Genomic DNA, 12,885 nt, shown 5'->3' with positions numbered 1-12,885 from the left:
CGCCGTTGCGAGCCGCAAGGGCGGCGCGGCAATCCATTCGCCCTGGATTGCTTCGGCGACTTCGCCACCCGGCATGAGAGGAACGGGAAACAAAAAAGCCCCCGTCCGAAGACGAGGGCTCTTTTGTTTCCAGGGCTGGACGAGATCGAAGGATCACATCCCCCCGATCGCCTCGTCCACCAGCACCTTGTCCGCAGCGGCCGAGTGATTGGCCTTGATGAGCCCGCGCGCGGCGACGGCGGCGGCGGATGCGGCCTTGGCGCGCAAGTCGGCGATGGCGGCGCGCTCGGCGGCGGCGATCTTGTCCTGGGCCATCTTTTCGCGCCGCGCGATTACGTCGGTGGTGTTGGCCTCGGCCTTGGCGACGATCGCCTCGGCCTCGTGCTTCGCATGCTCGAGCATGGCCGCCACGTCCTTCTCGGCATTGGCGATCTTGTCGGCGTATTCCTTGCGCAGCGCTTCCGCCTCGGCCCGCAGGGTCCTGGCTTCGTCAAGCTCCTTGCGGATCTCGGCGATGCTGGAATCGAGCATTCCGGTCAGCATGGCCGGCGCCTTCTTCCAGACCGCGACCGCCAGCAGCACGATCATCGAGAGCGCGACCCACGCTCCGGGCGCAAGGCCCAGCGCGGCCGGCTCGGCTTCGGCGCCGTGCTCCGCCGCCGCGGCAAGGAGTGGGAGAAGATTAGCCATGGAGCGCTTCCTTCACAGCGGCGCGGGCCGCCGCTTCGTCGACAGTGACGCCGGCGATACGCGCGACGATGTCGCTCGCCGCCTCGGTCGCCACGGTCTCGATCTCGTTGAGCGCGCCGTCGCGCGCGGCAGCGATGCGCGCATCCGCCTCGGCGAGCTGCGCATCGAGCTTCACGGCCACTTCGGCCAGGCGCCCTTCGGTCACCCGGGCGGCCTGCGTCTTGGCGCCGGCGATGATCGCCTGAGCCTGGGCGCGATTTTCGTTCTCACGCTTGCGCCATGCTTCCTCCTCGGCATCCGCAGCCTTGCGGGCTGCTTCCGCGGCGGCAAGGTCATTGCCGATCTGCTTGTCGCGCAGCGCGACCGTCGCCATGACCTTGGGCACCATGCCATTGCCGATGACGAAGAAGACAAAGCCGAAGATCAGCAGAATCCAGAAGATCTGACTGGCGTAGGTTTCGCCAAGTTGCGCGATTTGAGGCATGCGGGTTTCCGAAGCTTGGCCGGCCGGACCGCCCCCTGCCGAGGACGGTCCAGGCCAGTCAGGTCAGGTTCAATCGTTCAGGCGACGAAGATCAGGATCATCGCGACGACGAACGACAGCAGGCCGAGAAGTTCGGCGGCGGCGAAGCCGATGAACAGGCGGCCCTGCTGGCCGTCGGCCGCGCCGGGATTGCGCAGCGCGCTCTCGAGGAACGAACCAAAGACGTTGCCCACGCCGATGGCGGCCATGCCTGCACCGATAGCTGCGAGACCGGCGCCGACGAGCTTGGCTGCTTGAGGATCCATGTGAAAACTCCCTTTTTGAAAAGCGTGTCTGAAGATGACGGACTTAGTGAAGGTTCTCTGCGTCGTTGAGATAGAGCGAAGTCAACAGCGCGAAGACATAGGCCTGGATCGCGGCGACGAGCAGCTCGAGCGCGCAGATGGCGACCATCAGGATGAAGCTGAGGAGGCTGACAACGGGACCGATTCCGACACCGGCGTTGATGCCGTTGATGACGAAGCCCGAAAGCACTTCCAGCAGGACGTGGCCGGCCATCATCGCGACGAAGAGACGCAGGCCAAGGCTGAACGGGCGCACCAGGAAGGAAACCAGCTCGATACAGAAGATCAGCGGGATCATGATCAGCGGCGTGCCGTGGGGCACGAACAGCGAGAAGAAGTGCAGCTTGTGCTTCGCGAAGCCGACGATCAGCACGATCGCGAAGGCCATGACCGAAAGCACGCCGGTCGCGCTGAAATGGCTGGTGAAAGTGAAGGCGTGCACGCCTACGACACCCAGCGGAAGCAGCCCGAAGAAATTGGCGAAGAGGATGAACATGAACAGCGAGAAGATGTAGGGCACGTACTTCTTGCCGTTGGGGCCGATGTTGGCGGCGAGCATCCCGTCGACGAAGCCGGTGAAAGTCTCCACCGCCATCTGCCAGCGGCCCGGCACCAGCTGGCGCTTCAGGCCGCCCGCGACGAAGATCAGCAGGGCCACGGCGGATATCGTCATCCACAGCGCGGAATTGGTGAAGGGGATGTGATAGCCCGCGATCTGCCAGTTATCGGTCCCGAACAAGGGCTCGATGGAGAACTGGTGCATCGGATCGACTTTGCCCGCTTCGGCTGCCACGTCTTTGTGCCCTCGACTTAACCTACAACATGCGCGACAGCGCCCTTCGCGTTACCCTCTTTTTCAGGGAGTCAGTCGGGGCGCCGGTTCGACATCCGGATGATGTTCCTGAAGGCGACGAAGATTCCGAGGAACAACATCACCAACAGGCCCCAGGGCGTCGTCCCGGCGAAGTGATCGATCACCCACCCCAGGAACAGGCCGCCGACGATACCCCCCAGCAGCTCGGCAAGGACGCGGTTTCCGGCACGATAATTCTCGTCCGCCTCCGCGCCCGCGACCGGCTTGTTGCGTTTCTCTTCGCGCTCGCGGGCGGCCTTCAGCCGTTCCTCGAGCGAATCGATGCGCGCATCCTCGCCAACAGGGTCTCGCGCGGGTTGCTCGTCGTTCATGTCAGGCTCCTCTTTTCACACAGGAACGATTGACGCGCGCAACGGGTCGCCCGCGAGGGCGCCGCCCCCTTAGGTTGCGGCTTTTCCCGAGTCAACCGTGGCACGTGCTGCGCTGCAACTCTTGTCGACAGCCCCCGCCGCCGCGCAAGGGCGCGCCGCAGCAATACCATGGTTTCACCAAATCGACGCCGCCTTTGCGAGACGACGAAAAAGGGTCCGAGGGGCATCGCTGCCACCCGGACCCTTTTGCATGCGAATCAACGAAAGTGCGGGGCCGCGCGTTACCGCGCCGTCACTTGCAGCCGGCGGGACGCGGCGGCAACGTGGCGCCGCGGGTCTGCCAGGAGCCGTCCGGCGCCTGGTATTTCTCTCCCGGCGTGGTTTCGGCCAGAAGACGGCAGGCGGTGGCGGTGGCGAACTCCTGGACGGTGCTGCCCTTGGACGCGGCGCCTTCGGTGTAGATGGCGCGGCGCTTGTTGTTGAGATCGCGCACCATCGCCGTGATCGCGGCCGGCTGGCTGCCGACGGTGCCAAGGTAGCCGTCCTGCTGTTCGCCCACCTTCCCGGCGGCGCGCGCGGCCGCATACTCGGGACTGCGGCCCTCGGCATGAACCGCCATCGGCGCCGCGACGAGCAGAGCGGCCGCAACGGCCGTTCCACCAATCCCGAGGCCACCAATCCTGAAAATCTTGCCTTGCAACCAACTCATCAGAAGACGTCCCTGTTCTGCTCGATCGTCTTGGCCGCATCGGCATCAAGACGATAGACCACGTCCTGCCGGATATTGATGTTCAGCTCGATCACGATCGGCTTATCGGGCGCCGCGAGATTCACGCACCCCCCGAGCGCGCCGGACGCTCCCGCAACCATCAGCATCAACACCGGCTTCAACAGGGCGCGAACGGCGCGCCCACCGGGCCCTTGGCTTTCCCGCTGCACTCTGTTCATTCCCCGCCGTGTCATTTGCGGGCTTGTCGCAGCCGGAAAGCTTCCGGTCAATTCATGCGCCGTCATGGCCTTTTCTCGCTGACTGGAGGCTGAATGGTGGAATTGGGCAGGGCTGGGCGAACCCCGGTTTTCGGATCGATCAGGCCCAGCGTGCGCGGATCGGCCACATAGCTGGGATCATAGAGCGATCGCATCGAACCGAACAGGCTGAAGAACGGCGCCCGGATATTGACGATGAACCGGATCGGCAGCCTGGCGATCTGCCTGGTCAGGAAGTTCCGCCTGGCGCCCGCGCCCTGGCCGAGCCCGTCGAAGCTGACGCGCGTAACGATATCCCCGGTAAGCGATCCGCCAAGGCCGATCTCCATGCGGTCGTAATCCACCGACTTGAGCGCGCCGAACGCGAAATTGCCCATGGCCGAGAGATCCTTGTACGTCAGTTCGCCGACATAGGAGACGTTGCCGCCCGGCGGGCGCGAGACCAGGTAGCCGTTCTCCACCCGGCCACCGCTTTCGTCGAAAACCAGCGGCAATTCGCCGTCGAACACACCGGTGGCACTAATATTGGACAGTTCCAGGTGCTGCACGAAAGTCGCGGCGTCGAGCCCGCTGACCTTGAGCGTGTAGTACCGCGTCTCGGCGACGCCGATCTGCATGTGCGCCGGATCGAGCGTCAGCGTCCCGTCCATGAAGGGCCAGCGCGCGCCATTGATCTGCAGGAAGTAACCCGGCTTCATTTCGAACGAGAGGGTGCCGTCGTCCACCGCGATGCCGGGATTGATCGAGGCGATCCGCAAGGTCTGGTCAGGCGCGGTGACAAGGCCGAGCAGGTCGGTGAAGACGACCTCGCCCGAAAGCCCTTTCACCGGGCCGAAAGCAGCTGCGAAGTCCACTCCGTCGGTAGCGAAGCGGCCGTGACTGGTGACGCCCTGCGCATCCCAGTCGATGCGGCCCGAACCGCGCACCAGGCCCTGGAGATTGGAAACCACGCCCAGGGCCAGTCCGGAAAGCGAATCGGCCTGCAGCTTGTCGTCGAACCTGATCCCGTCCACCGCGAGGTCGGCGTGGCCGGCGGCGCGGGCAAGATCGTGAACGATATCGGCGCGCACCACCTCGCGGTCGCTGCTGGGCTCGCGAATCGTCGCCTGCGCGGTGATCGTGTTATCGGCGAGACGCAGCACGGCGTCGCGCGCGATCATCGGCTGGAAGCGCACCACCGGCTGCCGGTCGACAAGCGTGAAGGTGGCGCCTTCGACCGAGAAGACCCCCGCCGCGTAGCGCCAGCGGCCCGATGTCCGTCGCAAGTCCAGCGGGACGGCGTAGAGCCCGATGTCGGCCTCGTCGAAAGTCCCGGCGACTTCCTTGCCGATACGTGCGCCAAGATCGGTGATGCTGAAGTGCGAGGCGGTTTCGGCCGGTCCAAGTTCGACCTTGAGCGCGCGCGCCTTGAGCGCGCCGGGTTGCCCGCCGCCCAGGGCCAGGCCCAGCGGCCCGCTGGCGATGCGGATCGGCGTTTCGCCAAGCCGCCCGGAAAGGTTCAGCGCGGGCACGCCCAGGGCCACCCGCAGATCGCCGTTGCTGCCCCGAACGATGGCACCGCCGGCTGCGGGACAGACCGACAGGCGGCGCCGGTCGAGCGTCAGGTTGGCGAAGCGGAGCCGATCGAACGCGATGTCGCTGCAACGCGGCCAGATCGCCAGGTCGCCGTTGGCGGCCCAGTTCCCGGCAAGCGGAAGCACCAGGTTTTCCGCCCGGCCGCCGGGTAGCTCGCCGGTCAGGCGGGCTTCTCCGTTGAAGGAAAGCGCCCCGTTCGCGCCTTGCACCAAGGCCAGGCGAGGGAGCGCGACGCGGGTCTCGCCCGCACGATATTCCGGCATGGCGACCTGCATGGCAAGCCTTTCGCGCCCGCCGCCCTCCATCCGCCCCGTTACTTGCGGCAGGCCCTGTCCGCCAATGGCGAAATTGCCGGTCACGCGCGGGAGCCTCCCGGTGCCGAACATCGCCTGGGCGCGCGAGAGCGTGAGCAGCGAGGCGCCGCTGCCGCCCTTGAGCGAACCGCGCGGCACGACGAGACTGAACCCTTCGGAACTGCGGCGAAGGATCAGATTGACCGCAAGTGTGCTGCCGCGCGTCTCCCGGGCGAGCGCAGCGCGGATCTGCGCGGCCAGCGGGGCCGCGAGCGTGCCCTGGCCTGCCCGTTCCACATCGAACAGCACCCGGTCGAGCCCGGAGCCGAGCGCAATCCCCTTGCCGGCCAGATCGCCTTCGACATCGAAGTGAGCGAGCCCCTCGGCGGAGCGGGCGCTACCGTCGAACGAGAGGCTGGCGAAGCGTACTTGAGAGGTGTCCAGGCCATAGAGAGAGATGCCATAACGCGCATTGAGCGAGCGCTTGCGGTAGGTGAACCTGGCAGTGCCGGAACCGCGCCCCAGCCGGGCTTCCGCATAGCCGCCGGGGCCCGCATCGAAGCCCAGCTTGCCCTCTCCGCCGTCGAGCGCCTCGTCCAGCCTGAGGTCGAGCAGCAGCCCCGCCCGCGCCAGGGTGAGCGCCCGGTCCGGGCACGAGAGGACCTGCATCCGCACCGGCCCCTCGAAGCGCGGCCGCTGCGCCGTGGTGGTGAGCTTGCCGTAGAGGCTGGTGCGGCCGGCCTTGCAGCCATCGAGTGCGAGTTCGGGCGTAATGGCAGCCAGCGTGCCGGCAAAGCCTCCGCGAAGGGGGCCCTTGCCCTCCAGCTTGACGCCGATCCGGCCCACATCGCTCTCGATCAGCGCCCGCCCATCGACCAGCGCCACGTCGAGGTCGGGCATCTCGAACGGTGCTCCCGCGCCGGTGAACAAGGCCTTGTCCAGGCTGCCGAAGCTGACCCGGCCATCGCGGAAAGTGCCGTAGAGGCGCGGGCGCACGATCGTGATCCGGCCGATTCCCGGCAGCCCCAAGTAAAGACGGGTGGCGACGCGCAGTTCCGCGATAGCCAGGTCCGGCCGCCGGGGATCGCCGATCACCAGATCGCGGATCACCTGCTCCGACGGGCCGATCGAAACGACCTTGTAGCGCGCGGGCAAGCCCAGCGATTCGAGCTGGGCGGCGATTACGTTGTCTGCGATGTCCTTGCGCATGGTCCAGGCCAGGCCGAGCGCGAGCAGCAGCAACGCGCCAAGCGCGAGCAGCCAGCGCGCACGGCGCGGAGCCGGCGCGCTTGCCTCGTTCGCCGCGAAATCGGGCTCGGGGAACTGGTCGTGCTGTTGCGCCATCCGCTCCATCACTTGCGCTGACAGCGCGGGAAAGGCAATTGCTTGCAGAGCATATGCCTGACGAGCCCCCTCTCTTTCCTGAACGCGCCGCGCCCCCGCACCGCCAGCCGGATCGCCGGCCCGATTGCCAGCCGGATCGGGCGAGCGATCCCAGCGGGCATCGCAAGCGGCTGCGCCAGCGGCTGATCGAAGGGGGGCCGGACGCGCTGGCCGATCATGAGGTGATCGAACTCCTGCTGGCGCAGGCGGTTGCGCGGCGGGACATGAAACCGCTGGCGCGCAGCCTGCTGCAACGCTTCGGCTCGCTGGCCGGCGTGCTGCAAGCCGATCCGCGCACGCTCGCCATGCACCCCGGCATGGGCGAGGCGACCAGCGCCGCGCTGCAACTGGTCCGGGTCGCCGCCACCCGCATGGCGCGCCAGCAAGTGCGCGAGATGCCGGTGATCGCCTCCTGGCAGGCACTGATCGACTACCTGACGATCGACATGGCCCACCTGACCGTGGAGCGCGTGCGGATACTCTACCTGAACGCCAGGAACCTGCTGATCCTGGACGATCTCGCCGGCGAGGGTTCGATCGACGAGGCGGCCATCCACCCCCGCGAAGTGATCCGCCGCGCGCTCGACATTGGCGCCACGGCGCTGATCCTGGTGCACAACCACCCCTCCGGCTCGCCCCAGCCGAGCCGCGCCGACATCGAGATCACCAACCGCATCGCCGAAGCCGGACGCCTGTTGGGCATCACGGTCTATGACCATGTCATCATCGGCCGCGAGGGGCATGTCAGCCTCAAGGCCAAAGGGCTGATCTGATGTGCGTCGCCGCCCTCGCCTGGGACGCGCATCCCGACTGGCTGCTCGTCTGCGCCGGCAACCGGGACGAATTCCATGCCCGCCCCGCTGCCCCGCTCTCCCGGTGGGACGACGGCTCCGGCGTGATCGCGGGAACCGACCTGACCGGCGGCGGCACCTGGCTCGGCGTCGCCGAGGCGGGCCGATTCGCACTGGTCACCAACTACCGCGTGCCGCAGGGCCCACAACCCGGGCGACCTTCGCGCGGACGCCTCGTCGTCGATCTGCTGACCGGCACCGCGCCGCAAGACATGGCAGCGATGAACCCCTTCAACCTGGTGCTGATCGATAACGGCAGCGCGTGGTTCCTTGGCAACCACCCGCAAGTCGAGCGCCGCAGCCTCGCGCCGGGAGTCCACGGCCTTTCGAACGGCGGCTTCGACGTGCCATGGCCCAAGACCGTGCGGGTCCAGCAGGCCGTCCAGGCGTGGATGGCCGGCGGCGATCACGATTTCACCCCGCTGCTGGCGGCCCTGCGCGACGAAGCCCCGCCCTCCGTGCCGGACTGCCCGGAACACGGCCCCACCCCCTGCTTCGCACCCGTCTTCATTCGCGACCCCATCTACGGCACGCGCTGCAGCACGGTTATCGCGATCGGACGCGACGGGCGCGGGACGATAGTGGAACGCAGCTATGCGCCCGACGCCGCGGTTACCGGCGAATGTATCGAAACCTTTGCGTGGCCCCTGGCGCCCCAGGGCCCGGCGGGGAACGGCGCGTGACGTATCACCAGACCAATGCGCGGTTGGCTGCCCCGTCGTCCCAACCTTCCCCGGGACGACGGATCTCACTTCCGGCTTGCGCAAACCACGCTGTTTCCGGAAATAGCCTAAACGCATGACCGGACAACGCCACCAGCAAATCGACCGCCTCCTCTCGATCATGGCGCGCCTGCGCGATCCCGGGAACGGGTGTGAGTGGGACCGGGCGCAGACTTTCGCGACGATCGCCCCTTATACGATCGAGGAAGCCTATGAAGTCGCGGATGCGATCGCGCGCGAAGACCTTGCCTCCTTGCGCGACGAACTTGGCGATCTTCTGTTCCAGGTCGTGTTCCATGCCCGCATGGCGGAGGAGCTTGGCCACTTCGCCTTCACCGACGTGGCCGCCGCCATCGCCGACAAGATGGAAACGCGCCATCCGCACATCTTCGGGGATGACGCCTCGGGCCACGCCCAGACCGAACGCTGGGAAGCGCTCAAGGCCCGCGAGCGCGCCGACAAGGGTGCACGCAGCGCCATCGACGAGGTGGCGCTGTCGCTCCCGGCGCTGATGCGGGCCGAAAAGCTGCAGAAGCGCGCGGCGCGGGTCGGGTTCGACTGGCCCGATCCGGCCGGCGCCGCCGACAAGCTGCGCGAGGAGATGGACGAACTCGCCGCCGCCGAAGACGAGGCGGGCAGGATCGAGGAAGCAGGCGACCTGCTGTTCGCCGCGGTCAACCTGGTGCGCCTGAACGGCGTGGCCCCGGAAGACGCGCTGCGCGCCGCCAACGCCAAGTTCGAGCGCCGGTTCCGCGCGATGGAAGTGCTGGCAGCGTGCGACGGAAAGGACTTCGCGGGGCAGCCGCTCGATGTCCAGGAAAGCTACTGGCAAGCGGTCAAGGCGTCAGAGCGCGGCGAATCGTCCTAGCTCGCGCTCCGAAAGGCGGACCTGCAAGCGAACCAGCGGTCCTTCCGGTCCCTCGCCCGCGTTCTCCTCGGCCACGACTTCGCCGCGCGCGTGGAGAAAGGCGATGCGCTGGCCGTCGGCGACGGGCACCACGAAACTGTAGACCTGCGATCCGGCCGTCAGCCTTTCGCCCAGGACTTCGAGCAAGCGTTCGCAGCCAAGTCCGGTCCGCGCCGAGAGTGGAACGATGGTCTCTTTCGCGCGGTGGGCCAGGGCCTCGCGCAGTTTCTCGGCATGGGCGGGCCCCAGCAGGTCCCATTTGTTCCAGACCTCGATGATCGGGATTCCGGCCGCCTCTCCATCGCCCTCGCCGGTCAGGACGCCGAGATCGGCCAGGACCTCGAGCACCTGGAGCTTCTGCGTTTCAGTGTCCGGATTGGCGATGTCGCGCACGTGGACGATCACGTCGGCCGCGTTCACTTCCTCCAGGGTCGCGCGGAAGGCGGCCACGAGCTGGGTCGGCAAGTCGGAAATGAAGCCCACGGTATCGGAGAGGATCGCCTTTTCGACGCCGGGCAGCCGAATCGCGCGCATGGTGGGATCGAGCGTAGCGAACAGCAAGTCCTGCGCCATCACGTCGGCCCCGGTCAGCCGGTTGAAGAGCGTCGATTTCCCGGCATTGGTGTAGCCGACCAGCGCGATCACCGGCCACGGCGCCTTCTCGCGCCGATCACGGTGGAGGCCGCGCGTGCGGCGCACTTGCTCCAGTTCGCGCCGGATCTTGGCCATGCGATCGCGGATCATCCGGCGGTCCGCCTCGATCTGCGTCTCACCCGGGCCGCCGAGAAAGCCGAAGCCGCCGCGCTGGCGTTCCAGGTGGGTCCAGCTGCGCACCAGGCGTCCGGCCTGGTAATCCAGATGCGCCAGCTCCACTTGCAGGCGGCCCTCCGCCGTCGCCGCGCGCTCGCCGAAGATTTCGAGGATCAGGCCGGTGCGATCGATGACCTTGCGTTTCAGCTTTTCCTCGAGATTGCGCTGCTGGATCGCCGAGAGCGAGCCATCGACGATCACGAGTTCCGCCTCGTTCAGTTCGCAGGCGACGCCGATGTTCTGGATCTGACCCTCGCCGAACAAAGTTCCGGCACGCGGCGCCCGGATCGGAATCGCCTGCGCGTCGGCCACCACGAGGCCAATCGCCAGGGCAAGGCCTTTCGCCTCATCGAGGCGTGCGTCGGGATCGAGGTCCGCTCCTCCCCTCGACCGGGGCCCGCGCATTTGCGGATAGACGACCAGGGCACGCGCGCCGCGCGTGACCTCGCCCTTCAGTTCATCGTTCAATTCAGATCCGCTTCAACTCAGAAAAACACGCGTCACCCCCGGGGCTGTTCCAGGATGACGGGTCAATCGTCGACCTCTTCATGCGCCTGAAGGTCGACCGGAGTCACGGGCTGAATCGTCGAGACCGCATGCTTGTAAGCGAGCTGAACATAGCCCTCGCGCTCAAGCAGCATGCAGAACAAGTCATAAGCGGCGACGCGGCCCTGCAGCATGACGCCGTTTATCAGGAACATCGTCACCTGCACGCCGGCGTTGCGAATGCTGGAAAGGAACACATCCTGAAGCACCCGCGTCTTCTTCGCGCTCTCCGAACCGTTCGCAAACTGGCGCGCGTCGATCGGGGTCGAAGGCATGATCGTGGAGATGGCGTGCTTGTAGACAAGCTGTGACTGCCCGTCGCGGCGCAGCAGGATCGAAAAATTGTCGAACCAGGTGACGATGCCCTGAAGCTTCACGCCCTTGACCAGGAACATGGTGACCGGCGTCTTGCTCTTGCGCAGGAGATTGAGGAACTGGTCCTGGAGGTTCTGCCCTTTCCCTGCCGATGTCCCCGCGCTGACGGGGGGCGTTTCCGCTTCGGGGGCGGGCGGCGGTGTCGGTTTGGGCCGTGCGGTAAGTGTTCGACCAGCCATGTCATTCTCCTTGTTTTTGGCGGCCGTCATTGCGGTCCGCGATCTGGCCGCGGGCAGTTCCCGGTGACCGTACTCGAATCGAAACCTATCCGGTTGCTGCATTGCAGTAAACACGAGAATTGTAGCGTTGCCATTACAATCGCTTCATGTGGCCGCTCACACCGGCTCCTCGCTATCCTCGCCCTCGCGCCGCTCGGACATGCCGAGCAGCTTGAGTTTGCGGTGCAGCGCCGAACGTTCCATGCCGATGAAGGAAGCGGTCTTGGAGATATTCCCCGAGAACCGCCGGATCTGAACCCGCAGGTATTCGCGCTCGAAGCTCTCGCGCGCCTCGCGCAAGGGCGCGCTCATCATCACCGATACGCCGGCATCGCCACCGCCCCGGCTGTTGAAGATTTCCGGTGGCAGCATGTCGGCCTCGATCCGCCCCAGCTTCTCGCGCGGGGCCATGATTACCGTGCGCTCCACCACGTTGCGCAGCTGCCGCACGTTTCCGGGCCATTCGTAGGCTTGCAAGGCGGTCATCGCCTCATTGCTGACCTGGGGCGGCGACACGCCCTGCTCGTTGGCATAGCGCGCGAAGAAATGGTCGACGAGCGCGGGGATGTCGTCACGCCGCTCGCGAAGCGCGGGGATCGAGACCGGCACCACGTTCAGGCGGTAGAACAGGTCCTCGCGGAAGCGCCGCTCGGCGATCTCCTTTTCCAGATCGCGCGAAGTGGAGGAAACCACGCGCACGTCCACCCTGATCTGCCGCGTGCCGCCCACCCGCACGAAGGCCTGGTCGGTCAGCACGCGCAAGATGCGCGCCTGGGTGGAAAGCGGCATGTCGGCCACTTCGTCGAAGTACAAGGTGCCGCCGTCGGCCATTTCCAGCAGGCCCGGACGGATCAGCGCACCATCGGCCTCCTCGCCGAACAGTTCCTGCTCGAAACGCTCGGGGGTGATGCGGGCGGAATTGACGCTGACGAAGGCATTGCTCGCGCGCTGGCTCCAGGCGTGCAGCAGCCGCGCGGCCACTTCCTTGCCCGAGCCGGCCGGCCCGCTTATCAGCAAGCGGCTTCCGGTATTGGCCACGCGCTTGAGCGTCGCGCGAACCTGGTTAATCATGCCGCTCGACCCGGTGAATTCCTCGCCTATCGAGAAATCATGGCGAAGCTGGGCGTTCTCCCGGCGCAGCCGCTCGGTCTCGGTGGCGCGGCCGACGAGATGAAGCAGCTTTTCCGCCTCGAACGGCTTTTCGATGAAATCCACCGCGCCGCGGCTGATCGCGGCGACCGCGGTGTCGATGTTGCCGTGGCCGGAGAAGATGATGACGGGCAGCTCGGGCTCGCGGGCCTTGATCGCGTCGAGCACCTCAAGGCCGTCCATCGCACTGCCGTGCAGCCAGACATCGAGCAGCACCAGCGACGGGCGGCGCGCATCGATCGCCGCGAGCGCGGCCTCGCTGTCGCCGGCGGTCCGGCATTCATAGCCTTCGTCGCTCAGCACACCGGCGACCAGTTCGCGGATATCGCGTTCGTCGTCGACGATCAGGATTTCGAGTGCCATGGC

14 protein-coding genes are annotated in these 12,885 nt (G+C 66.6%); 3 read left to right on the top strand and 11 right to left on the bottom strand.

The window, feature by feature from the left end:
- Window positions 1-153: 153 nt before the first annotated feature.
- The 8 genes from BM052_RS15210 to BM052_RS15175 all read right to left on the bottom strand — a co-directional run bounded on the left by BM052_RS15210 (window position 154) and on the right by BM052_RS15175 (window position 6,902).
- Entirely contained in the window at window positions 154-690 is a 537-nt protein-coding gene (locus BM052_RS15210) for a F0F1 ATP synthase subunit B family protein (RefSeq protein WP_255406180.1), read from the bottom strand.
- Window positions 683-1,174 carry a F0F1 ATP synthase subunit B family protein gene (locus BM052_RS15205; protein ID WP_091148273.1) on the bottom strand — a complete coding sequence of 164 codons (492 nt, stop codon included), beginning with the start codon at window positions 1,172-1,174 and terminating at the stop codon, window positions 683-685. The genes BM052_RS15210 and BM052_RS15205 overlap by 8 nt, the downstream gene beginning before the upstream one ends.
- A 77-nt stretch (window positions 1,175-1,251) precedes the next feature.
- Window positions 1,252-1,479, bottom strand: a complete 228-nt coding sequence (locus BM052_RS15200) for a F0F1 ATP synthase subunit C (RefSeq protein WP_091148272.1) — start codon at window positions 1,477-1,479, stop codon at window positions 1,252-1,254.
- A gap of 43 nt (window positions 1,480-1,522) precedes the next feature.
- Window positions 1,523-2,311: a F0F1 ATP synthase subunit A gene (locus BM052_RS15195; RefSeq protein ID WP_091148270.1), complete on the bottom strand. Its 789-nt coding sequence runs from the start codon at window positions 2,309-2,311 to the stop codon at window positions 1,523-1,525.
- Between the two features lie 71 nt (window positions 2,312-2,382).
- The gene (locus BM052_RS15190; RefSeq protein ID WP_091148269.1) at window positions 2,383-2,703 is read right to left on the bottom strand and encodes an AtpZ/AtpI family protein; all 321 of its coding nucleotides are present in this window, start codon (window positions 2,701-2,703) and stop codon (window positions 2,383-2,385) included.
- A 292-nt stretch (window positions 2,704-2,995) separates the two neighbouring features.
- A complete protein-coding gene (locus BM052_RS15185; RefSeq protein WP_177198506.1) occupies window positions 2,996-3,412 on the bottom strand; it encodes a YdbL family probable chaperone protein in 417 nt (138 codons plus the stop codon).
- Window positions 3,412-3,717 (bottom strand): YnbE family lipoprotein, encoded by a 306-nt coding sequence (locus BM052_RS19990; protein ID WP_177198505.1) that lies wholly within the window; start codon window positions 3,715-3,717, stop codon window positions 3,412-3,414. Before BM052_RS19990 ends, BM052_RS15185 begins: the two co-directional genes overlap by 1 nt.
- Entirely contained in the window at window positions 3,714-6,902 is a 3,189-nt protein-coding gene (locus tag BM052_RS15175; protein ID WP_091148327.1) for an intermembrane phospholipid transport YdbH family protein, read from the bottom strand. Before BM052_RS15175 ends, BM052_RS19990 begins: the two co-directional genes overlap by 4 nt.
- Window positions 6,903-6,955: 53 nt before the next feature.
- Between BM052_RS15175 and radC the strand changes: the two genes are divergently transcribed.
- The 3 genes from radC (at window position 6,956) to mazG (ending at window position 9,382) form a co-directional block, all read left to right on the top strand.
- A complete protein-coding gene (radC, locus tag BM052_RS15170) occupies window positions 6,956-7,714 on the top strand; it encodes a RadC family protein (protein ID WP_091148267.1) in 759 nt (252 codons plus the stop codon).
- On the top strand, window positions 7,714-8,475 hold the full coding sequence (locus BM052_RS15165) for an NRDE family protein (protein ID WP_091148265.1): 762 nt from the start codon (window positions 7,714-7,716) through the stop codon (window positions 8,473-8,475). Before radC ends, BM052_RS15165 begins: the two co-directional genes overlap by 1 nt.
- Before the next feature lie 115 nt (window positions 8,476-8,590).
- Entirely contained in the window at window positions 8,591-9,382 is a 792-nt protein-coding gene (gene mazG, locus BM052_RS15160; RefSeq protein ID WP_091148264.1) for a nucleoside triphosphate pyrophosphohydrolase, read from the top strand.
- Here mazG and hflX read toward each other — a convergent pair.
- The 3 genes from hflX to BM052_RS15145 form a co-directional block, all read right to left on the bottom strand.
- Window positions 9,359-10,699, bottom strand: a complete 1,341-nt coding sequence (gene hflX / locus BM052_RS15155; protein WP_177198504.1) for a GTPase HflX — start codon at window positions 10,697-10,699, stop codon at window positions 9,359-9,361. The two genes, mazG and hflX, sit on opposite strands and share 24 nt — an antisense overlap.
- A gap of 62 nt (window positions 10,700-10,761) precedes the next feature.
- Window positions 10,762-11,331, bottom strand: coding sequence for an RNA chaperone Hfq (hfq, locus tag BM052_RS15150; RefSeq protein WP_091148325.1), 570 nt, complete (start codon window positions 11,329-11,331; stop codon window positions 10,762-10,764).
- Between the two features lie 156 nt (window positions 11,332-11,487).
- Window positions 11,488-12,882 carry a nitrogen assimilation response regulator NtrX gene (locus BM052_RS15145; protein WP_091148321.1) on the bottom strand — a complete coding sequence of 465 codons (1,395 nt, stop codon included), beginning with the start codon at window positions 12,880-12,882 and terminating at the stop codon, window positions 11,488-11,490.
- Between the last annotated feature and the right edge of the window lie 3 nt (window positions 12,883-12,885).

Source organism: Novosphingobium sp. CF614 (assembly GCF_900113255.1).
In the GTDB taxonomy this organism is placed as follows: domain Bacteria; phylum Pseudomonadota; class Alphaproteobacteria; order Sphingomonadales; family Sphingomonadaceae; genus Novosphingobium.
The sequence above is the reverse complement of the archived record's forward strand: the minus strand, read 5'-3'. Positions and strand labels throughout refer to the sequence as shown.